Annotated in this window: 21 protein-coding genes; 13 read left to right on the top strand and 8 right to left on the bottom strand. The window is 65.1% G+C overall.

Going from position 1 to position 25,587, the window contains the following annotated elements:
• Window positions 1-27 precede the first annotated feature (27 nt).
• The 3 genes from fliN to flhA all read left to right on the top strand — a co-directional run bounded on the left by fliN (window position 28) and on the right by flhA (window position 2,917).
• A complete protein-coding gene (fliN, locus tag A7Q26_RS19865; RefSeq protein ID WP_285833722.1) occupies window positions 28-318 on the top strand; it encodes a flagellar motor switch protein FliN in 291 nt (96 codons plus the stop codon).
• Window positions 318-761 carry a helix-turn-helix domain-containing protein gene (locus A7Q26_RS19860; protein WP_066863375.1) on the top strand — a complete coding sequence of 148 codons (444 nt, stop codon included), beginning with the start codon at window positions 318-320 and terminating at the stop codon, window positions 759-761. The genes fliN and A7Q26_RS19860 overlap by 1 nt, the downstream gene beginning before the upstream one ends.
• A 62-nt stretch (window positions 762-823) precedes the next feature.
• Window positions 824-2,917 carry a flagellar biosynthesis protein FlhA gene (gene flhA, locus A7Q26_RS19855; RefSeq protein WP_066863372.1) on the top strand — a complete coding sequence of 698 codons (2,094 nt, stop codon included), beginning with the start codon at window positions 824-826 and terminating at the stop codon, window positions 2,915-2,917.
• A gap of 61 nt (window positions 2,918-2,978) precedes the next feature.
• Here the strand turns inward: flhA and A7Q26_RS25730 are convergent, their stop codons facing one another.
• A complete protein-coding gene (locus A7Q26_RS25730) occupies window positions 2,979-3,230 on the bottom strand; it encodes a hypothetical protein (protein WP_198162997.1) in 252 nt (83 codons plus the stop codon).
• Here A7Q26_RS25730 and A7Q26_RS19850 point away from each other — a divergent pair.
• Both A7Q26_RS19850 and A7Q26_RS19845 read left to right on the top strand, forming a co-directional pair.
• Window positions 3,229-4,515 carry a flagellar hook-length control protein FliK gene (locus A7Q26_RS19850; protein ID WP_198162996.1) on the top strand — a complete coding sequence of 429 codons (1,287 nt, stop codon included), beginning with the start codon at window positions 3,229-3,231 and terminating at the stop codon, window positions 4,513-4,515. The two genes, A7Q26_RS25730 and A7Q26_RS19850, sit on opposite strands and share 2 nt — an antisense overlap.
• 11 nt (window positions 4,516-4,526) lie before the next feature.
• Window positions 4,527-5,177, top strand: coding sequence for a flagellar hook assembly protein FlgD (locus tag A7Q26_RS19845; protein ID WP_066863366.1), 651 nt, complete (start codon window positions 4,527-4,529; stop codon window positions 5,175-5,177).
• A gap of 30 nt (window positions 5,178-5,207) precedes the next feature.
• On the opposite strand, the gene A7Q26_RS19840 is transcribed toward A7Q26_RS19845, so the two are convergent.
• The 4 genes from A7Q26_RS19840 to A7Q26_RS19825 all read right to left on the bottom strand — a co-directional run bounded on the left by A7Q26_RS19840 (window position 5,208) and on the right by A7Q26_RS19825 (window position 11,472).
• The gene (locus A7Q26_RS19840; RefSeq protein ID WP_198162995.1) at window positions 5,208-5,486 is read right to left on the bottom strand and encodes a hypothetical protein; all 279 of its coding nucleotides are present in this window, start codon (window positions 5,484-5,486) and stop codon (window positions 5,208-5,210) included.
• A 194-nt stretch (window positions 5,487-5,680) separates the two neighbouring features.
• The gene (locus tag A7Q26_RS19835; protein ID WP_066863360.1) at window positions 5,681-7,093 is read right to left on the bottom strand and encodes an efflux transporter outer membrane subunit; all 1,413 of its coding nucleotides are present in this window, start codon (window positions 7,091-7,093) and stop codon (window positions 5,681-5,683) included.
• Window positions 7,083-8,288 (bottom strand): efflux RND transporter periplasmic adaptor subunit, encoded by a 1,206-nt coding sequence (locus A7Q26_RS19830; protein WP_066863357.1) that lies wholly within the window; start codon window positions 8,286-8,288, stop codon window positions 7,083-7,085. Before A7Q26_RS19830 ends, A7Q26_RS19835 begins: the two co-directional genes overlap by 11 nt.
• Window positions 8,281-11,472 carry an efflux RND transporter permease subunit gene (locus A7Q26_RS19825; protein ID WP_066863354.1) on the bottom strand — a complete coding sequence of 1,064 codons (3,192 nt, stop codon included), beginning with the start codon at window positions 11,470-11,472 and terminating at the stop codon, window positions 8,281-8,283. The genes A7Q26_RS19830 and A7Q26_RS19825 overlap by 8 nt, the downstream gene beginning before the upstream one ends.
• A gap of 305 nt (window positions 11,473-11,777) precedes the next feature.
• On the opposite strand from A7Q26_RS19825, the gene A7Q26_RS19820 reads away from it, so the two are divergent.
• A complete protein-coding gene (locus A7Q26_RS19820; RefSeq protein ID WP_066863351.1) occupies window positions 11,778-12,704 on the top strand; it encodes a LysR substrate-binding domain-containing protein in 927 nt (308 codons plus the stop codon).
• 12 nt (window positions 12,705-12,716) lie between these two features.
• Here the strand turns inward: A7Q26_RS19820 and A7Q26_RS19815 are convergent, their stop codons facing one another.
• Genes A7Q26_RS19815 through A7Q26_RS19805 form a run of 3 tightly spaced genes read right to left on the bottom strand, consistent with a single transcriptional unit; the run spans window position 12,717 to window position 17,783 of the window.
• Window positions 12,717-14,174 carry a GH1 family beta-glucosidase gene (locus tag A7Q26_RS19815; protein WP_066863348.1) on the bottom strand — a complete coding sequence of 486 codons (1,458 nt, stop codon included), beginning with the start codon at window positions 14,172-14,174 and terminating at the stop codon, window positions 12,717-12,719.
• A gap of 13 nt (window positions 14,175-14,187) precedes the next feature.
• Entirely contained in the window at window positions 14,188-16,512 is a 2,325-nt protein-coding gene (locus A7Q26_RS19810; protein WP_066863345.1) for a glycoside hydrolase family 31 protein, read from the bottom strand.
• Window positions 16,513-16,529: 17 nt separating this feature from the next.
• Complete coding sequence (locus A7Q26_RS19805) at window positions 16,530-17,783, bottom strand: alpha-L-fucosidase (RefSeq protein ID WP_232313883.1); 1,254 nt, start codon at window positions 17,781-17,783, stop codon at window positions 16,530-16,532.
• On the opposite strand from A7Q26_RS19805, the gene A7Q26_RS19800 reads away from it, so the two are divergent.
• The 7 genes from A7Q26_RS19800 (at window position 17,761) to A7Q26_RS19770 (ending at window position 25,585) form a co-directional block, all read left to right on the top strand.
• Window positions 17,761-18,447 (top strand): hypothetical protein, encoded by a 687-nt coding sequence (locus A7Q26_RS19800; protein ID WP_232313880.1) that lies wholly within the window; start codon window positions 17,761-17,763, stop codon window positions 18,445-18,447. The two genes, A7Q26_RS19805 and A7Q26_RS19800, sit on opposite strands and share 23 nt — an antisense overlap.
• On the top strand, window positions 18,444-19,721 hold the full coding sequence (locus A7Q26_RS19795) for an aldo/keto reductase (protein ID WP_084439224.1): 1,278 nt from the start codon (window positions 18,444-18,446) through the stop codon (window positions 19,719-19,721). Before A7Q26_RS19800 ends, A7Q26_RS19795 begins: the two co-directional genes overlap by 4 nt.
• Window positions 19,718-20,920 carry a UxaA family hydrolase gene (locus A7Q26_RS19790; protein WP_066863340.1) on the top strand — a complete coding sequence of 401 codons (1,203 nt, stop codon included), beginning with the start codon at window positions 19,718-19,720 and terminating at the stop codon, window positions 20,918-20,920. The genes A7Q26_RS19795 and A7Q26_RS19790 overlap by 4 nt, the downstream gene beginning before the upstream one ends.
• Window positions 20,917-21,648 carry an SDR family oxidoreductase gene (locus A7Q26_RS19785; RefSeq protein WP_157102636.1) on the top strand — a complete coding sequence of 244 codons (732 nt, stop codon included), beginning with the start codon at window positions 20,917-20,919 and terminating at the stop codon, window positions 21,646-21,648. Before A7Q26_RS19790 ends, A7Q26_RS19785 begins: the two co-directional genes overlap by 4 nt.
• Complete coding sequence (locus tag A7Q26_RS19780; RefSeq protein WP_066863335.1) at window positions 21,648-21,992, top strand: L-rhamnose mutarotase; 345 nt, start codon at window positions 21,648-21,650, stop codon at window positions 21,990-21,992. Before A7Q26_RS19785 ends, A7Q26_RS19780 begins: the two co-directional genes overlap by 1 nt.
• Before the next feature lie 11 nt (window positions 21,993-22,003).
• The gene (locus A7Q26_RS19775) at window positions 22,004-23,611 is read left to right on the top strand and encodes a DUF5597 domain-containing protein (RefSeq protein ID WP_066863331.1); all 1,608 of its coding nucleotides are present in this window, start codon (window positions 22,004-22,006) and stop codon (window positions 23,609-23,611) included.
• Between the two features lie 102 nt (window positions 23,612-23,713).
• Window positions 23,714-25,585, top strand: a complete 1,872-nt coding sequence (locus A7Q26_RS19770; protein ID WP_066863329.1) for a bifunctional sugar phosphate isomerase/epimerase/4-hydroxyphenylpyruvate dioxygenase family protein — start codon at window positions 23,714-23,716, stop codon at window positions 25,583-25,585.
• Window positions 25,586-25,587 lie beyond the last annotated feature (2 nt).

Below are 25,587 nucleotides of genomic sequence, written 5' to 3'. Positions count from 1 at the left end.
CTGACCGACGGCGTCGATGATGTGGAGATGAATGCCGACCCCAATTGGTCGCCGCGTCCGACCGCGCCGCCCGCGCCCGATGATCTTCAGGCAGTGTTCGACGTGCCGGTCAAGGTGCAGGCGATCCTGGGCCGGGCGCGGATGGACATTGGCGAACTGCTGCGGCTGAAACCTGGCATGGTGGTCGAACTGGACCGCCGCGTGGGTGAACCGGTCGACATCTTCGTCAACAACCGCCTGATCGCACGCGGCGAAGTCGTCCTCATCGACAGCGCGCTCGGCATCACCCTTACCGAAATTGTGCGACAGGAGCGTTGATGTTCGTTTCAGACCATGATCCGACCCGCCTGCTGCTGGTGGGCGATTTGAACAAGACGATGGGTCTTGCCGTCGAGATGGTGCGCGGGTCCGCCGCCAGCATTGCGGTCGGCACGGCGGACTGCAATGCGCTGGAAAATTGGCGCCGGACCGTGGGCGAGCTGGTGGTGGTGGATGTCGCGGTGAACCTGCCCGACGTGATCGCCCGGCTGCGTGGCGAGCGTGCGGCCAACCAGGCGATGGCCGCAGCCGTAGAGGAACTGGTCGGACACAGCGTCGACGATGTCGAGCGCGCGCTGATCCTCCAGACCCTCGATCGCTGCCGGGGCAATCGCACCACGGCCGCCGCGATGCTGGGCATTTCGGTGCGTACGATCCGCAACAAGCTGCGCTTGTTCCTGAGAGATGACTTCTCACCGCCGGCGGGCCTGCTGCGGCATTGATCTCTTCCTTCTCCCCCGCGGGGAGAAGGATTGCCTGACCCTCATCGCATCGGAATACACTCATGAAAGTCCAGCTCCCCGCAAAGTTCGACGAGATGATCGCGCGCCTCGGCCCCGGCCGCGACCTGGCGCTGGCACTGGGCGTCACGGGGATCATTGCGATGCTGATCCTGCCGATGCCGGCATGGATGCTGGACCTGGGCCTGGCGCTGTCGATCACGGCGTCGGTGCTCATCCTGATGACCGCGCTGTTCATCGACAAGCCGCTTCAGCTGTCGAGTTTCCCTACGATCCTGTTGATCGTCACGATGTTGCGGCTCGGCCTCAACCTGGCTTCGACCCGTCTGATCCTGGGCCATGGGCATGAGGGGCACCAGGCCGCCGGCGGCGTGATCGCAGCGTTCGGCGAGTTCCTGATGGGCGGGGAGACGGTGATCGGCCTCACCATCTTCGCCATCCTGATCGTAATCAACTTCGTCGTCATCACCAAGGGCGCGGGGCGCATCGCCGAAGTCGGCGCGCGCTTCAGCCTGGACGCGATGCCCGGCAAGCAGATGGCGATCGACGCAGACCTGAACGCCGGCACGATCACCGAGGTGCAGGCGCGCGAACGCCGCGCCGAGATCGAGGCCGAAAGCGGCTTCTACGGCGCGATGGACGGCGCGTCGAAATTCGTGAAGGGCGATGCCGTTGCGGCATTGCTGATCACGGCGATCAATATCGTCGTAGGCCTGATCATCGGCGTCGCCATCCATGGCGTGCCCTTTGGCGAGGCCTTCACTACCTACACCATCCTGACTGTCGGCGACGGGCTGGTCAGCCAGATTCCTGCGCTGATCGTATCGACCGCAGCCGGCCTGCTGGTATCGAAGGGCGGGGTTGCCGGCAAGACCGGCGCGGCGCTGGGAGAGCAGCTCGGCCGCTATCCCAAGGCGTTCGGTGTGGTCGCCGCGCTGATGCTGATGCTGGCGCTGATGCCGGGCCTGCCCTTCGCGCCGTTCGCCCTGTTCGGCGGCATTTGCGGCTGGCTGGCCTGGTCGATGACGAGGAAGGCGGAGGCGGCGGCCATTCAGGCGCGCATCGAGGAAGTCGCCGCGCGACAGCAGGTCGCGCAGGTCGAGGAACCCATCGCCCGCACCCTTGCCATCGACGCGCTGCGGATCGAACTGGGCTATGGCCTGCTGCCGATGATCAATGATGCGAGCGCCGAACCGCGGCTCGACGATCAGGTCCGTGCGCTTCGCCGCCAGATGGCGGTCGATTTCGGCTTCGTGCTGCCATCGGTTCGCATCCTCGACAATATGGCGCTCCAGGCCAATGAATATGTGGTCTATGTCAAGGAGACCGAGATCGCCCGCGGCGAATTGCGCATCGGCAAGCTGCTGGTCATCAACGCCTCTGGCCAGGAACCGGGCATCAGGGGCGAACCCACGAAGGAGCCGGTATTCCAGCTTCCGGCCCTCTGGATCGACCGCGATATGCGCGAGGAGGCCGGGTTCCGTGGGCTGGCGGTGGTCGATTGCGGCACCGTCGTTACCACCCATCTGACCGAAATCGTGAAGGACAATATCGCCGACCTGCTGTCCTATGCGGAGACCCAGAAGCTGCTGAACGAGGTCCACAAGGAAGCTGAGAAGCTGATTGCCGACCTGATACCGGCGAGAATCTCCATTTCCGGGGTGCAGCGCGTGTTGCAGAACCTGCTGGCCGAAGGCGTGTCGATCCGCGACATCCCCACCATCCTGGAGGGCATCGCCGAGGCGACCGCGATGACCGCCAACCTGACCCAGGTGACGGAGCATGTCCGTGCCCGCCTCGCTCGCCAGATTTCCGCGCAGCAGACCCATGACGGCAGCATTCCGGTGGTGACGCTGGGCAGCCAGTGGGACGAGGCATTTGCGGAAAGCATTATCGGGCAGGGCGACGAGCGCCATCTCGCAATGGCGCCATCCAGCCTCCAGGCGTTCATCGCCGCCGTTCGCGAGACCTATGATCGTTTCGCAACCCAGGGCGAGATTCCCTGCCTGCTCACCAGTCCGCCGCTGCGCCCATTCGTGCGCTCGATCATTGAACGGGTGCGACCGGCAACCGTCGTGCTGTCGCAGAATGAGGTTCATGCCCGGGCGCGGCTGCGCAGCCTCGGAACAATCGGCTGACGCGACCGGGACGGCCGTCCATCCTCTATAATGAATGACATGCGGTGGCTTGTCGCCGCCATCAAGATCGAAAGACCATGACAGCAGCATCGATGATCTTGTCCGCTCCGGCATCCTCCACGCCCATGATGGCATCGCCGGAAGCGCCGCCCCTGTCCATGCCCGTCCCGGGCTTTGGCGCCTTGGTCGATGGCATGGCCGCGCCGAAAGCGGACGCGCCAGCGAATTTGGGGGCCGTCCCGACCGAAACGGCCGTCATGGCGTCGCCCGATATGGGGATGAAGCAGACATCCCTGCCAGAGGAGCCCGCCATGAACGCGGCGCCAGCGCCGCTGGCACCGCGTGGGCGGGACAAGGGCGAGAGCGTGCTGGCCGCGCCCGTTCGTCCCGAGATCGCTGTTTCGGAGGCGCGGCCAGAGCCAGAGCCGGAAACGCAACCAGAGCCGGAAACGCAGCCGCAGCCGTCCGAGGCCGGCGCAAAGCCGACAGCGATCCAGACAGCTGAAACGCCTGTGGAGAGTCCGGCGGAACCGTCGCCGCCCATGCCGCTTCCGATCGCTCCGGTTCAGGCTGCGCCGCTGCCGCCCATCGCCAGGCCTGCGGCAAAAGCGACCATGCGCGAAACGGACATGGCCAGGCCGGCCGAGGCTGCGGATCAGGATGGGGTTGCGACGGCTCCGTCCAATTCCGATGCGTTCCTGGCCGCGCCGTTGCCGATGAACCTGGCTGGCCCGGGCATCGCGCCCGCATTTACAGGCGAATTGGGCCAGCCGGCGAAGCATGTTTCGGGCAACCCGGAGGAGTCGGCTGGTGCAAATCCCCCGACGAACATGTCGATCGCAAGCCGCATCGCGCCGCCGGTGGAAATGGCCCCTACTATGATGGCCGTTGCGACGCCGCGACCCGCAGCGCCGAATCCTGCGGCCGGTGCAGATGGTGCTCGGGAGATGACGCCATCGACAGCGCCCATCCGGGCCGAGATTGCCGATCCGCGCAACCCCGCCCCTGATAGGAGCGACATTGCGCAGCCGCTGATCGCGTTCAAGGGTGAAAGCAGCCTGCCGGCGCCCCTGCTGACACAGACCATGGCGCCCGTATCCGGAAGCCCGGCAGTCAGCCCCTATCCCTCCATGCCGCAGAGTGTGGCGATGGCGCCCGTCGTCCAGGCGCAACCCGGCCGTATCGGCGCGGATATTGGCGTCGAAGTCGCCAGGGCCGCCAAGGGCGACAAGGAAGACCTGCTGATCCGACTCGACCCACGCGAAATGGGACGCATCGACGTGCGCTTGTCCTTCGATCGCGACGGCACGCTGCGCGCGGTCATGTCAGCCGAAAGCCCGGCGGCGCTTGACATGCTGCGGCGCGAAAGCGGTGATCTCAACCGCGCGCTGGTCGATGCGGGCATCCGCTCCGACGCCCAGTCGCTCCGCTTCGATGCAAGAGCGAACGACGGCGGGCAGGGCGGCAATGGCGGCCAGGGCTGGAAACGCGACCAACATCATCCGGCTGCGCAGGCCCGGCTTGCCGGGGACGGCGAGGCTGCCGATCCCCTTTACCGACCGCTGCGCGCCAGCGGGCGGATCGACCTCAAGGCATAAGGACGCACGACATGACGACGGTCAACACGACGACGGCCTCCGGTACAGCGACTTCGCAACTGGCCGGACTGTCCACGGACTATACAATGTTCCTGAAACTGCTCACCACGCAGATGCAGAATCAGGATCCGCTCGATCCGATGGATACGTCCGAATATACCCAGCAACTGGTGCAATATTCGCAGGTCGAGCAGGCGATCCAGCAAAATGCGTCCTTGCAGGACATCGTGTCCCAGCTCAGCGCCCAGCAGATGTCGCAGGCGTCGAGCTTCATCGGGAAGGAAGCTCGTTTCGATTCCGCGATTGCCGGTCTTGGCAGCGATCCTGCGACCTGGACCTATTATGTGGACGGCACGCCGGCGTCGATCACCGCAACCGTGACCGATTCATCCGGCAAGGTCGTGCATACGGCGACGCTCGATCCCGAGACGCAGGGCCGCTTCGAATGGGACGGAACCCAGAGCGACGGCACGCGCGCGGCGGATGGCGCCTATACCCTGTCCGTCACGGCGACGGCAGCCAGCGGCGATCCGCTGGACGCCACCATCAATTCGGTCGCGAAAGTGAGCGACGTGGTCAGCAGTGGCACGGACATCATGCTGGGGGTCAATGGCATCCGAATGCCGCTTTATGGCCTGGTTGGCGTGGCCGCAGTCGAATGAGAGGGCAAGGGCTGACTCCGCTTTTTCGGTTCAGCCCGCCTGCCCGCCGGATTGTTGCTCCAGAACCGCGTTCAGCATGACGCAGCCCGATACCCGTTCGGGCAGGACCAACGCCATCAGACAGTCTTCGATTGATGGGTCCTCTTCAGGGCCGATGAGATCGATCAGATCATCCGTCGAATCGTTATACTCGCTCATGCAGTGCACGGCGGCAGCCTGCCAGAGAGATTTGAGACATTCGACTCGAATTTTAAGAGTAAATTCGAATTCCTGATCCGATACAGGCGATGCATCGGTAGCGTTCTTCACGTCACTGATCATCTTTTTACATGCGCTCTCAATCGCGATACGTCTCCGGGACAGCGGCGACAATTTTCATGCATGGTAGCGTTCCCGGCGCTCTCGACTCACTGCTTCATGTAGGATGTTCTTCCAACTAAGGGGTTTCCCGTAGGTGGGTTTGACAAGGTCGTCCGTCCCGGCAGGATCGCAGCCGGAATGGATCAACCGCCAGCGGGACCGCCCATCGCCTTGATCAGGGCGATGCTTGCGCGCAAGCGGCTGGTATCGACAGCGATCAGCGCGCGGCGGGCGTCGAGCGCGTCGGTCTGGGCGGTCACGACCTCCAGATAATCGGACGCGCCGTCGCGATAGCGGCTGAAGGCAATTCTGCTGGTCCGTTCAGCGGCCTCGGCGGCGTCGCGCTGGTCCGCCGATTGCGTGGCGAGATGACGGTTCGCCGCGATTGCGTCTTCAGTCTGGCGGAAGGCGGTGAGCACCGTATCGCGATAGAGGGCAGCCAACTCTTCATATTCGGCGCGTGAAAAGCGGACCTGTCCTTTGCGACGGCCTCCGTCGAACAGGGTGGCGAGCGCCGACAATGGCCCCAGTCCCCAGAAGCTGTTGGGGCTGCGCAGCAGATCACCGTGCGTCGTTTCCCAGCCGCCGGTGAGGCCGAGTGTGAGCGAGGGGAAATAGGCTGCCTTGGCGACGCCGATGCGGGCGTTGGCGGCAAGGACGCGTCGCTCCGCCGCTGCGATATCGGGCCGGCGCTGCAACAGTTCCGAGGGTGTGCCTGAAGGGATGGCGGGCATCTGCGGAAGCGCGTCTTGAGGGGCGATCGTAAAATCGGACGCGAGGATTCCGACCAGTGCCGCGATTTCATGTTCGGTCGCCGCGCGTTCATTTGCCACGGCGGAAATCTGGGCACGCGCGTTGCTGAGCGCGGTTTTCGCGCGGTTGACGTCCATGCCCGACGCGATGCCGCCCGATCGGCGCGTGGCGGTCAATTGATAGGCGCGCTCGAATGCCTCGACTGTCTGGCGCAGCAAGGCCGCCTGGGCGTCGAGGCCGCGCAGCCGCGCATAGGCGTCGGCGACCGAAGCCTGCAAACTGAGCCGCGCCGACGCCAGGTCGGCCTCGCTGGCCTGCGCATCGGCGCGGGCAGCCGCGACGCTGTTGCGGATGCGACCCCACAGATCGATTTCATAGTCGACCGCGCCGCCCGCTGCATAATCGTCATAGGTGATCGCGTTGCCATTGCCCTGGAAGCGATTGCCCGACACGCGGCGCCGGCTGGCATCGGCCCCGGCGCTGATAGTCGGTACAAGGCCGGATGCCTCCACCCGTGCGGTGGCGCGCGCCTGGTCGTATCGGGCGAGGGCGGCGGCCAGCGTCGGGCTGGCCCTTTCCGCGCGCGTCTCCAGATCGTTCAGCACCGGATCGCCAAAGGCTTCCCACCAGGCGCCGCGCGGCGCGGCATCCATCGGCCGGGCGGCGGTCCAGCCCGCCACTTCCTTGAAGGCGGCAGGGGTCGCCGTTTCAGGCGGATGATAGTCCGGCGCCATCGAACAGGCGGCGAGGAGAGTGGGCAGCAGTGCGGGAAACAGTGCTGCACGGCGGCGATCAACGCCCATGCGCGGCGCCCTTTCCACCGGCCGCCGCCGCCTGCACCTGAACGCGGTCGCCCGTGCGGATCGCGTCCGGCGGAGTGTCGATGACCTTGTCCGCCAAGGTCACGCCGCCCGACAGCTGGACGTTCGCCCCTTCGTCGCGGGCGATGGTGACTGGCTTCACCGTCACGCGGCCATCCCGGCCGACCACGGCGACCGTCGGGCCGTCATTGCCGTAGAGGATCGCGCTGCCCGGCAGCGTCAATCCGTTGCCTCGGCCGGCATCGACCTGGAAACGCACCTGCGCGAATGCGCCGGGCTTGAGCGCCGCGTCGGGATTGGCCGCCTGCAACTGCACCAGAACGGCGCCGGATTGCGGGTCGACCGCGCCGGCGCTGCTTGTCATGGTGGCGGGAAAGCTCCGTTCCGGATATTCGGGCAGCGACAGGGTCGCCATATTGCCGGGCCTGACGGCGGCCGAATAGCCCTGCGGCACGCGGACATAGATACGCACGCGATGCACGTCCGACACGGTGAAGAGAGGCTGCGCCGCGGCATTGCCCGCGACGACGAGCGCGCCGATCTGCGCCGAGCGGCTGGTGACGACGCCATCGAAAGGAGCAGTCAGGCGAGTGAATCCCTGGAGCGCCTTCAGTCGTTTTACATTGGCGAGCGCGGCATTGGATACGGCGACACGCGCGGCGAGATCGCCGGCTTTCTCATCCGTCTCCTGCTGCGAAACGGCATCTTCCTTCAACATGCTGGCCCAGCGCTTCGCCGTCGTGGCCGCCAGCCGCTGGTTGGCCAGCGCCGTCTGATAGTCCGCCTGTGCGGCGGCGAGTTGCTGGTCGACTTCGGGCGCGTCGAGAATCGCGAGCGGCTGGCCCGCATGGACGTGATCGCCGATGTCGGCCAGCCAGCGGCGGACATAGCCATTGGTGCGGGCATAGATGGCGGCGCTGTTGAACGCCTGGACATTGCCAGGCAGCACGAGTGCGTTCGCCTCCGCGTCAGCGGTGGGCGTCACAATCGCCACGACAGGCAGGGCCGCTTCCGCTGCGGTCTGGCGCAGCTGGTTGGTCGCGCTGATGCGTGAGGCGATACCGGCGCCGACGACCGCGATGGCCAGGATGGCCGCGCCAATGCCGACGCGCTTCAGGGTGCGGCTATCGGGTCCGGCCTGGGCGGGGTTCTCGATGGGGGCGTTCTGCTCAGACATGGTTGGGCTGCATTTCCATGGTGACGGGCTGTTGCCCTTGCTTGCGGTGGACAAGGGCGAAGACGGTGGGGACGAAGAAGAGGGTGGCGATGGTGGCGCACACCAGGCCGCCGACGACCGCGCGGCCGAGCGGAGCATTCTGCTCGCCGCCCTCGCCGAGGCCGAGCGCCATCGGGCCCATGCCGATGATCATGGCGAGTGCGGTCATCAGCACGGGGCGGAAGCGGACCATCCCGGCTTCAAGCGCGGCCTTGGTCGCATCCCCCAGTTCGGCGAGCCGTTCACGGGCGAAGCTGACCACGAGGATCGCGTTGGCGGTCGCGACCCCCATGCACATGATTGCGCCGGTCAGGGCCGGGACCGACAAGGTGGTGCCGGTCATGAACAGCATCCATATGATGCCGGCAAGGGCCGCGGGCAGGGCGGTGATGATGACGAAGGGGTCGACCCAGCTCTGGAAATTCACGACGATCAGCAGGTAGATCAGCACCACGGCGCCGGCGAGGCCGAAGCCCAGACCCGAAAATGCCGTGTTCATCGTCGCATATTGGCCCCGGATGGTGACGGTCGCACCTTTGGGCTGGTCCTTTTCCATCGACTGGATGACCTTTTCGATGTCACCGGCCACCGCACCGAGATCGCGGCCCTGGGTGGTGGCGAAGATGTCCAGTACGGGCGCGATATTATAGTGGGACACGACTGGCACGGTGCTGGACCGAAGGATGGTCGCAAGCCCTCCCAGCGGCTGCACCGCCGTCGCGTTGGTGCCCGAGACGGGGACGTTGGCGAGGTCGCTGAGCGAGCCCACCAGATATTCGGGCGCCTGCGCGACGACCGGATATTGTACGCCATTTTCGGGGTTCACGAAGAAGACGGGCGCGGTCTGCGACGTGCCGGCCAGCTGGCTCGCCAGGCTGGTCGTGACGTCACGCTCGGTCAGGCCGAACTGGCCGACACGCGATCGGTCGACATCGATGTCGAGTTGCGGCGCGCGGCCGGGCTGCTGGATGCGGCCGTCGGCCAGGCCGGGAATGGTCGCGATCCGGGCCAGCAGCTTCTGGGCATAGGCGCGATTGGCCTGGGCATCCTTGCCGGCGATCTGGATGTCGATCGGGGCGGGTGCGCCGAAGTTCAATATCTGGCTCGTAATGTCGGCGGGCAGGAACGCGAAGGTCGTGCCGGGGAAGCGGCGCGGCAGTTCGCGGCGCAATTCGGCGACGATCCGATCGGTCGGGCGGTGGCCATGATTGAGGGCGATCAGCATGTCGCCATCCTGCGGGCCGATGGTGCCGCTATTATTGTAGACGGTGTTGATGGAACTGACCGGCAGGCCGATATTGTCGGTGATCGATCCCAGTTCGGCGGCCGGGATCATCTTGCGCACTTCCCGCCCGATCCGGTCGAAGCGGGCGGCGGTATCTTCGATCCGCGACCCGACCGGGACGCGGATATGCATGGCGATCTGGCCCGAATCGACCGACGGGAAGAAGTTGCTGCCCAGCATCGGCAGCAGTCCGAAGGACAGTATCACGATTCCCATGAAGCCCAGCAGGAAGGGCTTGAGGGCATCAAGGGCGCGGCGGAGCAAACCGATATAGCCGGTGCGGATCGCTTCGAAGCGCGCTTCGAATCTGCGCTGAAAGCGGACGAGCGGATTGCGGGATGCCGCATTGCCGCTCATGTGCGCGTCGCCATGATCGACATGCGGTCTCAGCAGATACATGGCGAGCGTGGGGACCAGCGTGCGCGACAGGATGAAGGACGCGATCATCGCGAAGACCACCGAAAGCGCCATCGGCACGAACAGGAAGCCCGCGACGCCCGGCAGGAAGAACATCGGCACGAACACGATGCAGATGCAGAGCAGGGCGACGAAGGCGGGCGCGACGATCTGCGCCGCGCCGTCCAATATGGCCTGGGTAACGCCCTTGCCCTGTTCCAGGTGCCAGTTGATATTCTCGATCGTCACGGTGGCGTCGTCGACCAGGATGCCGACCGCCAGCGCCAGGCCGCCCAGCGTCATGACGTTGAGCGTTTGCCCGAACGCCGCCAGCGCCGCGATGGCGGCCAGGATCGCCAGCGGGATCGACAGGGCGATGATGACGGTCGACCGCCAACTGCCGAGGAACAGCAGGATCATCAGCGAGGTCAATGCCGCCGCGATCGCGCCTTCGTGAATCACGCCCTCGACCGCTGCCTTCACGAACAGGGACTGATCGCCGACCGGCAGGATCCTGAGATTGTCCGGCAGGGTGGCTGCAATGCGGGGCAGGGCCTCCTTCACCCCGTCGACGATCGCCAGGGTCGAGGTCGCGCCATTTTTGAGCACCGTCAGCAGTGCAGAGCGGCTGCCTTCCACATGGACGATATTCTGCTGCGGACCACTGCCGTCGCGGACATAGGCGACGTCGCGCATGTAGATGGTCGCGCCGTTGACGACCTTTACCGGCAAATCGTTCAGCGCCACGATGGAACTTGGTGCATTGTTCAGGCGCACGCTATACTGGGTCGCGCCGACCTTGACGAAGCCTGCGGGATTGATCTGGTTCTGCGCGGCGATCGCATTGCCGACATCCTGCGCCGAGAGCCCCTTGGACTGGAGCGCCAGCGGGTTGAGGTCGATCTGCACCTGTCGCTGCTTGCCGCCCGAAGGGAAGGGCATGGCGAGGCCGGGAATGGTGACGAGTTGCGGACGAATCTGGTTCTGGCCCAGATCGAAGAGCTGCTGTTCCGACAGGCCCTTGCCAGAGAGGGCAAGTTGCAGGATCGGCACGGTCGAGGCGCTGTAGTTCAGGATGAGCGGCGGGGTGATGCCCGGCGGCATCTGGCGCAGTACGGTCTGCGAGATGGACGTCACCTGCGCGGTCGCGGTGCGGATGTCGGCGCCCGGCTGAAAATAGATCTTGATGATGCCCACGCCCTGGAGCGACTGGCTTTCGATATGTTCGATGTCGTTGACGGTGGTGGTCAGCACGCGTTCATAGGGGCCGACGATCCGGTTGGACATGTCTTCGGGCGAAAGGCCGGCATATTGCCAAGCGACCGCCACGACCGGGATGCGGATGTTGGGGAACATGTCGACGGGTGTGCGGAAGGCAGCGAGCAGCCCCACGATCGCGACCAGTATCGCCATCACAATGAAGGTCAGGGGGCGGTTGAGCGCAACCTTGACGATACCGATCATGCACGACTCCGGAACATCCCGGCGGGACTGCCGGACGTGAGAAAAATGCCTCTCCTGAAGGAACAGCTCGTTGTTAGCGCAACCATCCCGGCGGATAAAGCCGCTTGGCGCGGCATGATCTGACGAATGTCATTCATGAATGTGACGATGGTCCGGGTCCGGCAGGCTACGGCATCGGGGGCGGATCGCACATGGCCTTCGGAACGACGGCGAACCATCGCCACATCCAGTTTCGCCATGCAACCTGGAATTTGTCGCGTCTAATATATAATATGGCTGTATTGATAGCTTGGACGTCTTGATTCATGGATTTGCGACATTTGCGCTATTTCCTGTGCGTGGCCGAGGAAATGCATTTCGGCCGGGCCGCCTTGCGTCTCGGCATCTCGCAACCTCCGCTCAGCCAACAGATAAGATCGCTGGAAGAAGAATTGGGTGTCCGCTTGTTCGACCGCACGAGCCGGCGCGTGAGTTTGACCGAAGCAGGGCGGCTGTTCGCGCCCGAAGCGCGCGCGACGATCGCGCAGGCCGAACGGGCGGCGCAGACTGCGCGGCTGGCGCAGATGGGACAGATCGGCCACCTGTCCCTGGGCTTCACTGCATCGGGACCGTTCGTTCCGCGCCTCGCCAGGGCGCTGTATCAGTTCCGGCAGTCATTCCCGAATGTAACGCTCAACCTGCAGGAATTGGGGCGGGACGGGCAGATCGATGCCGTGGAGCGCGGCCATATGGACGTGGCGATCGTGCGCTGTTTCGATCAGCCCGTCCTGCCCGACGGCCTCGTGCCCCTGCAATTGGTCGAGGAGGAGATGTTCCTGGCGATCCGGCAGGATCATCGGCTGGCGCGACAGCTGCGCAATCCGGCGATCGACGACCTCAAGGATGAACCGCTGGTATTGTACGGGGCGGTTGCCGGCGCCGGTTTCAACGAGCATTTTCTGGCGATGTGCGAACAGGCGGGTTTTCGGCCGAACATCGCGCAGGAGGCCGGCAGTCTCGCGACGCTGCTCGGCCTGGTGGCTGCCGGATTTGGCGCCACGATCCTGGCGCGGTCGCTGACCCGCTTGCATGTCGACAACCTGACCTATCGGTCTTTCGCGACGCCGGTCAAAAGTCGCTTGTGGTTGATCCACCGGAAAATTCTGTCCCCGACCGCACATGCGTTCAAGGAGACGATATTGACCGCCGAGGACGGTTGGGAACCATCGCCCTCAGCGGTCTTGTCTGGATAATGAAGAGGACTGTCAGACCAAATGATTGGTGCGGACCAGTTCGCGATACCAGTCGGCGCTGAGCTTGGGGGTGCGCTTCTGGGTCTTGAAGTCGACATGGTGGATGCCGAACAGCTTGGTATAGCCGTCCTCCCACTCGAAATTGTCCATCAGGCTCCAGACGAAATAGCCCTTGACGGGCAGCCCTTCGCGCGTGGCGCGCTGGAGGTGCGTCATATAATTGCGCAGATACATGACGCGGTCAGTGTCATAGACCTTGCCGTCCGCCGAAACCTTGTCGTCTGCCGAGCAGCCATTTTCGGAGATATAGAGCCCCTTGGGCTTCCAATTCTCGCTGATGGCGCGCATCCCCCAATAGATGACCTCCGGCGTGACATAGAGCCAGGGGGAGGGCATGCGCGGCGCCTGCCCCGGATGGGGCAGGATCTTGTAGCCCGACGGCGCAGTTTCGTCGGCGCGCACCGTGTTGCCGGTATAGACATTGACCGACAGGAAATCGAGCGGCGCGCCGATCAGCTTCATGTCGCCATCCTTGACCTTGGGCGCGTCCTTGCCCTGCGCGGTCAGATAGCTGTCGATATAGCGTCCCTCCATGATCGCCGTCAGGAACATGGCGTTTTCTTCGCGCACCGCCTTCTTTACCGCCTCGATATGTTCGGGGGTCTCGATCGCGGGGACGTAGATATTGGGATTGTCGGCGATGCCGACCTGCGTCCCTGCTTTCGTCGCAGCCCGGATCGCCTGCACGCCCAGGCCATGGGCCAGCACGCCATGGTGGCGGATCTGGTTGACCTGCCCCATCGGCAGCTTGAGGCCCGGTGCCTTGCCGCCGGTCATGTAGCTCAGGTCGGTGAAGCAGCGCAGTTCGTTGACCGTCATGAAATGCCGGACCCGGTCGCCCAGCTTGCCGGCCGTGTAGCCGGCATAGTCGGCGAAGGCGTAGGACGTGTCGCGGTTTTGCCAGCCGCCCGGTAGGGCATGGGGCAGATCCCAGTGGAACAGCGTGACATGCGGGGTGATGCCCGCCGCCAGCAGGCCGTCGACCAGGCGGTTATAATAGTCCACGCCCTTCTGGTTCGGATTGCCCTTGCCATCGGGGAAGATGCGCGACCAGGCGATCGAGAAGCGATAGGCCTTCACGCCCAGCGCCTTGAGCAGCGCGATGTCGTCCTGATAGCGGTGATAGCTGTCGCAGGCGACGTCGCCGGTGTCGCCATTGGCGACCTTGCCGGGGGTGTGGGAAAAGACGTCCCAGTTGGTGAGGCCGCGGCCATCTTCCTTCGCTGCGCCCTCGATCTGGTAGGCTGCGGTGGCGCAGCCCCAGAGAAAGTCGGACGGGAAGGAAAGCGCGTCCTGCGGGGCGGCGTTCGGCGCGGCCTGCGCGGTCGCAGCCGTGCCTCCGGTCAGCGTGGCGCCCAGTGCGGCTGCGCCCAGGCCCAGCCCCAGTTCACGGCGGTTGATACCCGTCATTTGTCTCGTCTCCTTATTGGCCGACGATCTGCACCAAGCCGGCGATCGCCTGGCCGGTGGGCAGCTTCGTCTTGCTCGTCAGCGATTTCGCGGCATCATTCCAGACCAGTTCGGCCTTACTGCCGCCCTTGCGATAGGCGTTGGTCGTGCCATCATCGTCATAAAGGGTGAAGCGGGCGTCGGCCCCTGGGTAGACCCGGATGCTTTCCAGCACCTGCTTCTCCGCCGTGCTCTTCACCTGTACGCCCATCGGCACGATCGACCCGGCCTTCACGAACAGGGGGATCCGGCTGATGGGCGCATCGACCTCGATCGTCTGGCCGCCTTCGAACTTCTGGTTGGTCCAGTAATCATACCAGGCCGTGCCGGCGGGCAGGTAGACGGAGCGTTTCGTCTGGCCCTGCTGCGTCACCGGGGCGACCAGGAAGGCCGGGCCGAACATATATTGATCGCCGATGTCGGAGACCTTCGGATCTTTCGGGAAGTCCATGAACAGGCCGCGCATGAAAGGTGCGCCCGTATCATAGGTATGGCGGCCGAGCGCGTAGACATAGGGCATCAGTGTGTAGCGCAGGCGCAGCCAGTCGGCCAGGATCGGCTCGGCCGCCTTGCCATATTCCCACAGCGCCGTGCCCGGCCGCTGGCCGTGGATGCGCAACGTTGGGGTGAAGACGCTATACTGGAACCAGCGCACGAACAGTTCGGGATAGTCGGGATAGTCCGGGCCCATCGCGGTGGCCCCGGAGGGATCGACGAGGATCGGATGTTCCGCCCTGGGGCCGCTGGGCCATTGCCAGCCGCCAATGTCACTGCCCCAATAAGCGAGGCCCGAGGCGGTGAAGTTAAGCCCGGCGGGCACCTGGCGCTGGAGCGCTTCCCAAGTGGACTTGACGTCGGAGGACCAGAAGAGGCCGCCATTGCGCTGCGACCCGAGATAGGCGGCTCTGGCGAGGATCATGTTGCGGAAGCCGGGACGGTCGCGTTCCGATCCTTCGGCTACGCCCGTGGTGTGCACCAGCGGGAAGAGGTTGTGATAGCGGTCGCCCGATCCCTTGGCATAGAAATAGCCGTCGGGCACCAGGTCCGGCTCGGTTTCGTCCAGCCAGAACCAGTCGAAACCCTGGGACGCGATATTGTCGCGGATCTTCCCCCAGAACCATTCGCGCGCCTCCGGGTTGGTGCTGTCGATGAGCGCGCCGGCGCGGTCGAAGCGCATCGGCAGGCCGTCAATGGGATTGCCGTCCTTGTCATGCAGGAACCAGCCCTTGGTCGCGAGCATCTCGAAATAGCGCGATTCGCGCTCGAAGCGGGGCCAGACGCTGATGATCGAGCGCATACCCATGGCGTTCAGCTTGTCGTTCATCCCCTTGGGATCGGGGAAATAGGTCCGGTCGATGTCCATCTGGCCCATGCGGGTCCAGTAGAACCAGTCGAGCACCATCACGTCGAGCGGCAGGTTACGCTGGCGATAGCCATTGGCGATGTCGAGCAGTTCCTTCTCGCTCTCGTAGCGCGCCTTGCTCTGGATCAGGCCGAAGCCCGCCTTGGGCGGCAGCGGCGTCGCGCCGGTGAGCTTTGCGTAACCGGCATAGAGATCGTCGGTCGTCTTGCCGGTGATGACGAAGAAGGAGACGCGCTCGCCCACCTGGCTTTGCCAGCGGGTCGTGCTGTGGAGGCCCGGCCACACCAAGGTGCGGGCCGGATTGTCCCAGACGATGCCATAGCCCTTGTTCGTCACCATGAAGGGGACGCAGACCGTCTCGCCAGCGGGCGCGTCGTAATGATGCTGGCAGTCGATCTGCTTGCCACGCAGATCCATGTAGCCTTCCTGGTTCTGACCCAGGCCGTAATAATGTTCGTCGGCCGGAGACTCGAAGCTTGCGCCGACCTTGAAGGTCTTTTCGCCATTGACCGTAACCGGTGCCATTTCCCAGCCGGTCATTTTCGTCAGGAGCGTGCCGCCCGCGTCGCGGACGGAAAGGCTGACCGGCGGCAGCGAAGGTGCGAAATAGCGCTCCATCTGCGTCGGCGCCTTGGGCCATTCCTTGGCATCGACCGTCAGGGTCAGCGCGGAGGAGGAGAATATGTCGCCGCTCGCATCCGCGCGGTGGGTCCAACCGGTCGCATCCGATCGGGCGTTCGGTCCATCACCGGGAGGCGCCTCGGCCAGCGCCTTGTCCAGCGCGATCGTCACGCGGACGATATTGGGGGCATAGGGCTCTATCGCCACCCGGCTGCCATGCCGGTCCAGCAGGGCCAAAGGTTCCGCCAGCGCCGGGGCCGCCATGGCGAGGCAGGAAGCGCCAAGCGCGAAGGCGGTGATATGTCTTGCGATCATTCCTGAATTCCCTGTCTTCAAACGAGGCCGCGACCGTCGATCCGGACGGCGGGCACGAAATTGATGCCGTGGGGCATGTCGAAACGGAGACCCGCGTCATCCTGGCGGAAGGCGAGCGGACCGCCGCCGAGCAGCGTCACCCGCTCGATCTGCCCGGCCACGCGCCCGTGCGCCAGTGAGCGGATGGTCGTAGGTCCGGCCGCACGGCCGAGGAACAGCGCGTAGAGCGCGCCCTTGTTGGTCGTGAAACGGATGTCCTGCGCGGTGAAGGGCTTGGCCTTTTCCTCATTCTGCATCCCCGCGATCAGCCGGGTCGGCCCTTCGCCATAGATGCGCCACGGCCGCGACCCGAAGATCGCCTCGCCGCCATGGACCATCCAGGCCGCCATGCCGTCCAGAACCTTCTCCGTCTCGCTGTCGATAGACCCGTCGCCGGGCTGCGGGATGGAGAGGAGGAGATTGCCGTTCTTCGACACCACATCGGCCAGTCGCTGGATTACCTCTTCCGCGCTCTTGTAGCTTTTGTCGCGCAGGCGGGCTTCGTTGTAGAACCAGTCGCCGATGCAGGTGTCGGTCTGCCACGGCTCGTCCCAAAGGCGATCGGCAAAGCCGCGCTCCACATCCTGCACCATGCCGAAGCGGGCATAGGGCTTGAGTTGCTTGCCGGTCAGCACGACGTCGATCTGGCCATGCCAGTCGATCGAACGGTTATAATAGTCCGCCGCCGCCTCGAGCCCGACCGGGCCGAAGGGCAGTTCATGATCGTCCATATAGACAAGGTCGGGTTTGTATTTCGCGACCAGATCGGTCTGGCGCAGCAGCCAGCGCGTGACGTAGGCCGGGTCGTCCTTTGGCCCCGTCTCGATCCACTGGCCGTTATTCGCGTCATGCCACTGGTTCATCGCCTCGATGCTGTCGATGCCGTCGGGCAACACGGCATGGCCGCCGGTGTAGAGTTCCTGCGGGTCGAGACCGTCCCACCACTGCCCCTTGCCATCCTCCTTGCGCAGGCGAAAGGCGTCGTAGCGCACGCCCTTCCGGTCGCCCGCCGGGTCATAGCCATAGGCGGGCTGATACCAGTGCCAGGCATGGGCGGCATGGTTGGATACGCCGAATTTCAGGCCAGCGCCCCGCGCCGCCTTTTCCCAGATGCCGACCACATCCTTCTTCGGCCCGACGCGCAGACTGTTCCAGGCGTGATAGCGGCTGTCATAGCAGTCCAGATTGTCGTGATGGCAGGCCAGCGCCATGAAATATTTCGCGCCCGCCATCGCGCTGGTCGTGCTGGGCTGGGCAGCGGTGCTGGCGGTCACGCGCTTCCCGCGCCCCGCGACCGAAGCGGACGGCGGGCGCGGCCCGGCGCTGGCCGGCTATGGCGCGCTCTTGCGCCGACGGCGCTACATGGCGGGCGTGGCGGCGCAATTTTTCTATGTCGGTGCGCAGGTCGGCATCTGGAGCTATCTGATCCGCTATGCGGAGAGCGTGCTGCCGGGCATCGGCACGCAGAAGGCCGCCTGGTTGCTCACCCTGTCGCTGGCGATCTTCATGATCGGGCGCTTCATCGGCGCGGCGCTGCTGGCGCGGTTCGATGGCGCGCGGCTGATGACGCTGTTTGCCGGCATCAACATTGCGCTGTCGCTGATGGCGGTCGGGGGCGGCGTTGCGGGCCTTGTCGCGCTGGTCGCGACCAGCTTCTTCATGTCGATCATGTACCCGACCATCTTCGTCCTGTCGCTGCGTGGACTGGGGCCGCTGACCAAGGCGGGCGCGTCGATGATCGTCATGGCCATCATCGGCGGCGCGGTGCTGACCATGGCGATGGGCCTGCTGTCCGACCTGGCCGGCACGATCCGCGCGGCGATGTTCGTGCCGGCACTCTGCTTCGCGGTCGTCGCCCTCTATGCCCGCGCGGCTCGATCGGAAGGATCTGCATGACCGATACCATCTTCCCAGCGCTGGGCATGGGAACCGCGCCGATCGGCAATCTCTACCGGGTTGTCGGCGAGCAGGAGGCGCGCGCCACCCTGAACGCCGCCTGGGATGCGGGTATAGCCTATTATGATACCGCGCCCCATTATGGCTTCGGCCTTGCCGAACGGCGTCTGGGCGCGATGCTGGCCGAGCGCGATCCGGCTGGGAAGGCGATCATCTCGACCAAGGTCGGACGCCTGCTCGTGCCCACCGGCGCGACGGGAGAGCGGCATGGCTTTGTCGATGCCGATCCGTATGAGCCGGTCTTCGACTATAGCCATGGCGCCGTGCTGCGGTCCTTCGAGGGAAGTTGCGCGCGGCTGGGCCGGGAGCGGATCGACCTGCTGCTGGCGCATGATCTGGGCCGCCAGACCCATGGCGACGCACATCCCGACCATTTGCGCGCCTTCCTCAACAGCGGCTATCGGGCGATGCGTGATTTGCGTGATGGCGGCGCCGTCGGGGCGATCGGCATCGGCGTCAACGAGGTTGCCATCTGCGACGAACTGCTGGACCATGTCGAGCTGGACATGATCCTGCTTGCCGGGCGCTATACCCTGCTCGACCGCGGCGCCCAGCGGCTGCTGGCGCGCTGCGCGGAACTGGGCGTGCAACTGATCGTGGGCGGCCCCTATAATAGCGGCATTTTGGCGCGGGACCTGGCCGGTCCGCTGCATTTCGACTATGCCGCGCCCAGCGAGGAGATCGTCGGCAAGACGCGGCGGCTGGCCCAGGCTTGCGCCGATTTCGGCGTCTCGCTCCCGGCGGCCGCCCTGCAATTTCCGCTTCGCCATCCGCAGGTCGTCAGCGTCATTCCGGGCCTTGTCGGGCCTGAGCAGGTCGCCGATACGATGACGCGATTGGCCACGCCGATCCCGGATGCTCTCTGGCCGGCGCTCGACATGGCGCTGGAGCCGGGATCCCCTGCCATGCTGGGGGACGATGCGCGGCTGATCCTGTTGCATCCGCAGGACAATGTGCTGATCTGCGTTCGCGCCATCGAGGCGGGGGATTTGTTGCCGGCATCAGGCGGCACCATTCCCGCTCGGGAGGGTATCGCCATCGGCCACAAGGTCGCGCGCGTGCCACTGAATGCCGGGGACAAGGTCATAAAATATGGCGCGCCGATCGGGTCGATGACCGCCGGCGCAGCGACCGGCGATTGGGTTCACATGCACAATATGAAGAGCGACTATATCAGCAGTCATACCCGCAGCGCGCTGGGGGAGGGGGCATGATCCAGGCCTGGCTCCGGCAGGATGGGCGCAAGGGCATCCGCAATGTCGTTGCGGTCGCCTATCTGGTCGAATGCGCGCATCATGTCGCGCGGCGGATCGTGGACAAGGCGGACGATCCCGACGTCCAGCTGATCGGCTTTCCCGGCTGCTATCCCAATGCCTATGCCGCAAAGGTGATGGAGGCGATTGCCACCCATCCCAATGTCGGCGGGCTGGTGATCGTGTCGCTGGGGTGCGAGAGCTTCAACCGCGAGCGGCTGCTGGCGGTGACACGGGCGAGCGGGCGGCCGGCGGAACTGTTGGTGATCCAGGAAAATGGCGGCACGGCGGCGACGATCGCGGCGGGGCTGGAGGCGGTGGCGCGGGTGCGCGCCGCCATCGCCGATGTGCCCCGCGTCGATATGGGTGTGGAGGAGCTGGTCGTCGGTACCATTTGCGGCGGGTCGGACGGGACCAGCGGCATCACCGCCAACCCGGCGGTCGGTCGCGCCTTCGACCGGCTGGTGGCGGACGGGGCGGCCTGCATCTTCGAGGAGACGGGCGAACTTGTCGGATGCGAGACGATTATGGCGGACCGCGCCCGCACGCCCGAACTCGCCGCCGCGATCGAGGAATGCGTGCAGAAGGCGGAGCGTTATTACACCATCATGGGCTTCGGCAGCTTTGCGCCCGGCAATGCCGAGGGTGGCCTGACGACGCAGGAAGAAAAGTCGATGGGGGCCTATTCGAAGTCCGGTTCCTCGACCATCGACGGCATATTGAAGCCGGGAGACGTGCCGCCGACCGGCGGGCTTTATCTGCTGGACGTCGTGCCGGACGGCGAGCCGCGTTTCGGCTTTCCCAATATCTCCGACAATGCCGAGATCGTCGAACTGATCGCGTGCGGCGCGCATCTGACCTTGTTCACGACCGGACGCGGATCGGTCGTCGGATCGGCGATCTCGCCGGTCATCAAGATCTGCGCCAATCCCGACACCGCCCGCCGCCTGGCCGCAGACATGGACGTCAATGCCGGCCGCATCCTGGAAGGGGAAGCGACGCTGGAACAGGTGGGTGCGGAAATCTACGACCGGGTGCTGCGCGTTGCCGCGGGTGAGCGCAGCGTCTCCGAATCCCTCGGCCATCAGGAGTTTATTTTGACCTACAAGGCTTTCGATCCTATCGGCCCCGACTGCCTGCCGGCGCAGGTGCGAGCATGAGCGGGCGCCTCGACGGCAAGGTCGCGCTGGTGACGGCGGCGGCACGCGGCATCGGCAGGGCGACCGCGCAGCGCTTCGTGGCGGAAGGCGCGCGGGTGATCGCGACCGATCGGGACCGCGATGCGCTCGAAGGGCTGGACGGATGCGACCTACGCGCGCTAGACGCAACCGACGGCGCGGCGGTGCGGGCACTGGCGGCGGAGGTCGGCGCGATCGACATTCTCGCCAATATCGCGGGCGTGGTTCATGCCGGCAATATATTGGAATGCAGCCAGGAGGATTGGGACTTTGCCCTCTCGCTCAACATGACCGCCATGTATCACAGCATCCGCGCCTTCCTGCCGGGGATGCTGGACAAGGGCGCGGGGGCGATCGTCAACATGTCCTCCATCGCCAGTTCGGTAAAGGGCATTCCCAACCGCTTCGCCTATGGCGCGAGCAAGGCGGGCGTCATAGGCCTGACCAAGGCGGTGGCGGCCGATTTCGTGGGGCAGGGGATCCGGTGCAACTGCATATGCCCCGGCACGATCGACACGCCGTCGCTCCAGCAGCGGCTGCACGACACCGGCGATTATGAAGCCGCCCATGGCGCTTTCGTGGCGCGCCAGCCCATGGGACGGCTCGGCCGGGCGGAAGAGATTGCGGCGCTGGTCCTCTATCTCGCCAGCGACGAGGCCGCCTTCACCACCGGCGCGGTCCATGTGATCGACGGCGGATGGGTCAACTGATGCGGCATGTGTTGCTGATCGACCTGACCGATGAGGCCGAAGCCATCGCGCAATATGAAGCGTGGCACGCCGCAGGGGCATTGCCGCCGGCGATCGGCGCCAGCATTCGCGCGGCGGACATCGTCGCGATGGACATTTATCGAAGCGGCAACCGGCTGGTCATGTTGATGGAAACCGGCCCGGATTACGACCCGGCGGCCAAGGCGGCCGTCGACGCCGCCGATCCTGCGGTGCAGGCGTGGGAAGCCCAGATGGATGGCGTCCAGCGGCCGCTGCCCTGGGCCGCGCCGGACGCCAAATGGACGCAGGCTACCCGCATCTTCTCCCTCGACCAACAGCCCTGAAAGGCCTTTGCATGATCCTTGCCCGGACCCTGACCGCCGCGAGCCTGTTGCTTGCAACCCCCGCGCTGGCACAGGGCGATGTCCCGCATATCGAAAGCAAGGCGGGGCGCCATGCGCTGATCGTCGACGGCGCGCCTTTCCTGATGCTGGGCGGGCAGGTCAATAACAGCAGCAACTACGCCGCTCCCCTGGCAAAGGTCTGGCCGGTGCTCGATCGGATCGGCGCGAACACGGTCGAGGCGCCCATTGCGTGGCAGCAACTGGAGCCGCAGGAAGGCAGGTTCGACTTCTCCTTCGTCCAGACGCTGCTCGACGAGGCACGCAAGCATGACAAGCGTGTGGTGCTGCTGTGGTTCGGCGCTTGGAAGAATACCGGCCTGGCCTACACGCCCGACTGGGTTAAGCTCGACAATCGCCGCTTCCCCCGGATGAAGACGAAGGAGGGCAAGGATCATGACGTCCTTTCGCCCCATGGGGGAGCGACGCTGGAGGCGGACAAGCGCGCTTTTCTCAAGCTCATGACCTATATCCGCGACCATGACGCCCAGAATACGGTCATCATGGTCCAGCCGGAGAATGAAGTCGGCTCCTACCGCAACCCGCGCGACCATGGCGCGGCGGCGCAGGCGTTGTTCGACGGGCCGGTGCCCGAGGCGCTGACGAAAAGGCTGAAGAAGCCGGCCGGCAGCTGGGCGACCGTATTTGGCGACCAGGCCGACCGCGCCTTCAACACATGGCACACGGCGCGCTATATCGAGGCGCTGGCCAGTGCGGGCAAGGCGATCAAGCCCTTGCCCATGTATGTGAACGCCGCGCTGGGCGACCCCTTCGCCAAGCCCGATCCACAAGCGCTCTCGAGCGGCGGGCCGCAGGGGGACGTGATCGACATCTGGAAGGCCGCAGCGCCCTCGATCGATCTGGCCGCCCCCGACATCTATGATCGCGCGAGCCGCAACGTCTTCAAGCATCTCGATCTCTACGCCCGTCCCGATAACGCGCTGATGGTCCCCGAAATTGGCAATGCCCGCGAATATGCGCGCTATTTCTGGGCGGCGCTGGGGCGCGGGGCGATCGGCTTCGCGCCGTTCGGCATGGATGACACCGGCTATTTCAATTATCCGCTGGGGGCCAAGAGCCTTGATGATGCGACGCTTGACGCGTTCGGCGCGAAATATCGGGTGGTGGCATCGGCGCCCTGGGCGAAGATCGCCTTCACCCATCCGGTCTGGGGCGCGGCGCGGCCCGATGATGCTGCCCCGATCAGCACCACCATGGGCGACTGGACGATCACCGCCAGCTTCGGCCAGTGGCAGTTCGGCCAGCGCGAGTGGTTTCCCAAGGCCGACCTGCCAGCCTGGGCGAACGAGCCGACCGGCGGCATGGTGGTCGCGCAGCTATCGGCCAATGAGTTCCTCTTCACCGGCGACCATGTTCGTGTCGGCTTCGCGCCGAAGGAGGGCAGCGCGCCGGGCGGGATGATCGTCAAAGTGGAGGAAGGCCATTTCGACAGGGACGCCTGGGTCATGGATCGTATCTGGAATGGCGATCAGACCGATTATGGGCTGAACCTGATCGACAAGCCGGTCTGGATCAAGGTGACGATGGGCCGTTACCGCTGATGCGGGCATAGCCCATAACGTCATGGCATGGGCAGGTGCGTCCTGCCCCCTTATCGTCAAGGCCAAACGGTGGGATGATGGCGTCTCGATGAGGGAGCCATCATGTCCAACGCCATTGCCACCGTTTCGCTCAGGGGTACGCTCGAGGAAAAGCTGCGCGCGGCGGCGTCGGCGGGATTTGCGGGCGTCGAGATTTTCGAGAATGACCTGATCGGGTCGTCGCTGTCGCCGAGCGATGTGCGCAGGATGCTCGATGATCTCGGCCTTGCCTGTATGCTCTACCAGCCGTTCCGTGATTTCGAGGGGATGCCGGGTACCTTGCGCCAGCGCGCGATGGACCGGGCGGAGCGCAAGTTCGACCTGATGGGCGAACTGGGCGCGGACCGCATTCTGGTCTGCTCCAACTGCTCGCCCGCTTCGCTGGGCGAGCGGGAGCGGATCGTCGATGATTTCCGCGAACTGGGCGACCGCGCCGCAAAGCGCGGCATCCTGGTCGGTTACGAGGCGCTGGCCTGGGGTCGGCATGTCTTCGACCACCGCGATGTCTGGTCGATCGTCGAGCAGGTCGATCATCCGAACATCGGCATCATCCTCGACAGCTATCATTCGCTGTCGCGCGGTATTCCAAATGAGAGCATCCGCACCATAAGGGGCGACAAGATCGTCTTCGTGCAGCTGGCCGACGCGCCGCTGCTCGACATGGACCTGCTTTACTGGAGCCGTCATTTCCGCAATCTGCCGGGCCAGGGGGGGCTGGATGTCGAAGCCTATGTCGCGGAGATCCTGCGCACCGGCTATGAAGGGCCGCTGTCGCTGGAAATCTTCAATGACCGCTTCCGGTCCAACAGCGCCGCGCTGGTGGCGGAGGACGGAAGGCGCTCGCTCGACTATGTGCGCGACGCGGCCTTGCGGCTGCTGGGCCGGGAGACGGCGATGCCCGCACCGCAGCCGATGCTGGGGGCGGAGTTCGTGGAGTTCACCGCCGATGGCGCAAGCTCGGCCCGGCTTGGCAGCACGTTCGCGGCGTTGGGCTTCACCCTTGCCGGCGAGCATCGGCACAAGAAGGTGACGCGCTGGCGCCAGGGCGGCGTCAACTTCGTCGTCAACGCCGAGCCGAAGGGCTTTGCCAGCGCCTATCGCACCGCCCATGGCCCCTCCATCTGCGCCATCGGCGTTCGGGTGGGGGACAAGGCGGCAGTCCTGGCGCGCGCGGCGGCGCTGGGCATCAAGGCCTATAGTCCCGAAGGACGTCCGGGCCGCATGGCGATGCCGGCGTTGCGGGGCGTCGGCGGCAGCCTGGTCTATCTGATCGACGACAATGAAGTGGAAGGGCTTTGGGCGCGAGAGTTCGTGGCGCTCGATGTCGAACCGGATGCGCCCGTCCATGCTCGTGGTTTCGATCATCTGGCTGCGGTGGTGCATGAGGATGAGTTCCTCTCCTGGCAACTCTACTGGCGCGCTCTGTTCGGGCTGGAGGCCAAGGCGGCACAGGATGTGATCGACCCCTCGGGGCTGGTTCACAGCCAGGCAATGCAATCGACCAATGGCGGGTTTCGCGTGACGCTCAACGCCTCCGATGCCCGCGAAACCTTGTCGTCGCGATTCCTGGGGCAGGGCATAGGTGGCGGTTATCAGCATGTTGCGATCGCCACCGACGACATATTCGCAACGGCGCAGGCGTTGCGCGACAGCGGCGCGGCGATGCTGACGATCCCGGCCAATTATCATGCCGACCTGGCGGCCCGCTTCGGGTTCGACGATGCGACGGTCGCCCGCATGGCGGAACTGGGCATCCTCTATGACGAGGATGCGGACGGCAACGGCTTCTGGCAGCTTTACAGCCGCGCCTTCGACAAGCTGTTCTTCTTCGAGTTCGTTCAGCGAACGCCCGGCTATGTCGGCTATGGCGCGCCCAATGCCGGCGTCCGGCTGGCAGCGCAAAACCGCTTCCGGGACGACATGGTCGTGGACTGACG

It is taken from the genome of Sphingobium sp. TCM1, from assembly GCF_001650725.1.
In the GTDB taxonomy this organism is placed as follows: domain Bacteria; phylum Pseudomonadota; class Alphaproteobacteria; order Sphingomonadales; family Sphingomonadaceae; genus Sphingobium.
The sequence above is the reverse complement of the archived record's forward strand: the minus strand, read 5'-3'. Positions and strand labels throughout refer to the sequence as shown.

What these genes read in the sequence shown, in the direction of transcription:
- A7Q26_RS19830 (WP_066863357.1), bottom strand. Translation starts at nt 8,288, where the DNA reads ATGTCTGAGCAGAACGCCCCCATCGAGAACCCCGCCCAGGCCGGACCC.
- A7Q26_RS19775 (WP_066863331.1), top strand. Translation starts at nt 22,004, where the DNA reads ATGATCCTTGCCCGGACCCTGACCGCCGCGAGCCTGTTGCTTGCAACC.
- fliN (WP_285833722.1), top strand. Translation starts at nt 28, where the DNA reads ATGAATGCCGACCCCAATTGGTCGCCGCGTCCGACCGCGCCGCCCGCG.
- A7Q26_RS19800 (WP_232313880.1), top strand. Translation starts at nt 17,761, where the DNA reads ATGAAATATTTCGCGCCCGCCATCGCGCTGGTCGTGCTGGGCTGGGCA.
- A7Q26_RS19825 (WP_066863354.1), bottom strand. Translation starts at nt 11,472, where the DNA reads ATGATCGGTATCGTCAAGGTTGCGCTCAACCGCCCCCTGACCTTCATT.
- A7Q26_RS19770 (WP_066863329.1), top strand. Translation starts at nt 23,714, where the DNA reads ATGTCCAACGCCATTGCCACCGTTTCGCTCAGGGGTACGCTCGAGGAA.
- A7Q26_RS19845 (WP_066863366.1), top strand. Translation starts at nt 4,527, where the DNA reads ATGACGACGGTCAACACGACGACGGCCTCCGGTACAGCGACTTCGCAA.
- A7Q26_RS19820 (WP_066863351.1), top strand. Translation starts at nt 11,778, where the DNA reads ATGGATTTGCGACATTTGCGCTATTTCCTGTGCGTGGCCGAGGAAATG.
- A7Q26_RS19835 (WP_066863360.1), bottom strand. Translation starts at nt 7,093, where the DNA reads ATGGGCGTTGATCGCCGCCGTGCAGCACTGTTTCCCGCACTGCTGCCC.
- A7Q26_RS19805 (WP_232313883.1), bottom strand. Translation starts at nt 17,783, where the DNA reads ATGGCGGGCGCGAAATATTTCATGGCGCTGGCCTGCCATCACGACAAT.
- A7Q26_RS19810 (WP_066863345.1), bottom strand. Translation starts at nt 16,512, where the DNA reads ATGATCGCAAGACATATCACCGCCTTCGCGCTTGGCGCTTCCTGCCTC.
- A7Q26_RS25730 (WP_198162997.1), bottom strand. Translation starts at nt 3,230, where the DNA reads ATGGCGGGCTCCTCTGGCAGGGATGTCTGCTTCATCCCCATATCGGGC.
- flhA (WP_066863372.1), top strand. Translation starts at nt 824, where the DNA reads ATGAAAGTCCAGCTCCCCGCAAAGTTCGACGAGATGATCGCGCGCCTC.
- A7Q26_RS19790 (WP_066863340.1), top strand. Translation starts at nt 19,718, where the DNA reads ATGATCCAGGCCTGGCTCCGGCAGGATGGGCGCAAGGGCATCCGCAAT.
- A7Q26_RS19780 (WP_066863335.1), top strand. Translation starts at nt 21,648, where the DNA reads ATGCGGCATGTGTTGCTGATCGACCTGACCGATGAGGCCGAAGCCATC.
- A7Q26_RS19850 (WP_198162996.1), top strand. Translation starts at nt 3,229, where the DNA reads ATGAACGCGGCGCCAGCGCCGCTGGCACCGCGTGGGCGGGACAAGGGC.
- A7Q26_RS19795 (WP_084439224.1), top strand. Translation starts at nt 18,444, where the DNA reads ATGACCGATACCATCTTCCCAGCGCTGGGCATGGGAACCGCGCCGATC.
- A7Q26_RS19860 (WP_066863375.1), top strand. Translation starts at nt 318, where the DNA reads ATGTTCGTTTCAGACCATGATCCGACCCGCCTGCTGCTGGTGGGCGAT.
- A7Q26_RS19785 (WP_157102636.1), top strand. Translation starts at nt 20,917, where the DNA reads ATGAGCGGGCGCCTCGACGGCAAGGTCGCGCTGGTGACGGCGGCGGCA.
- A7Q26_RS19815 (WP_066863348.1), bottom strand. Translation starts at nt 14,174, where the DNA reads ATGACGGGTATCAACCGCCGTGAACTGGGGCTGGGCCTGGGCGCAGCC.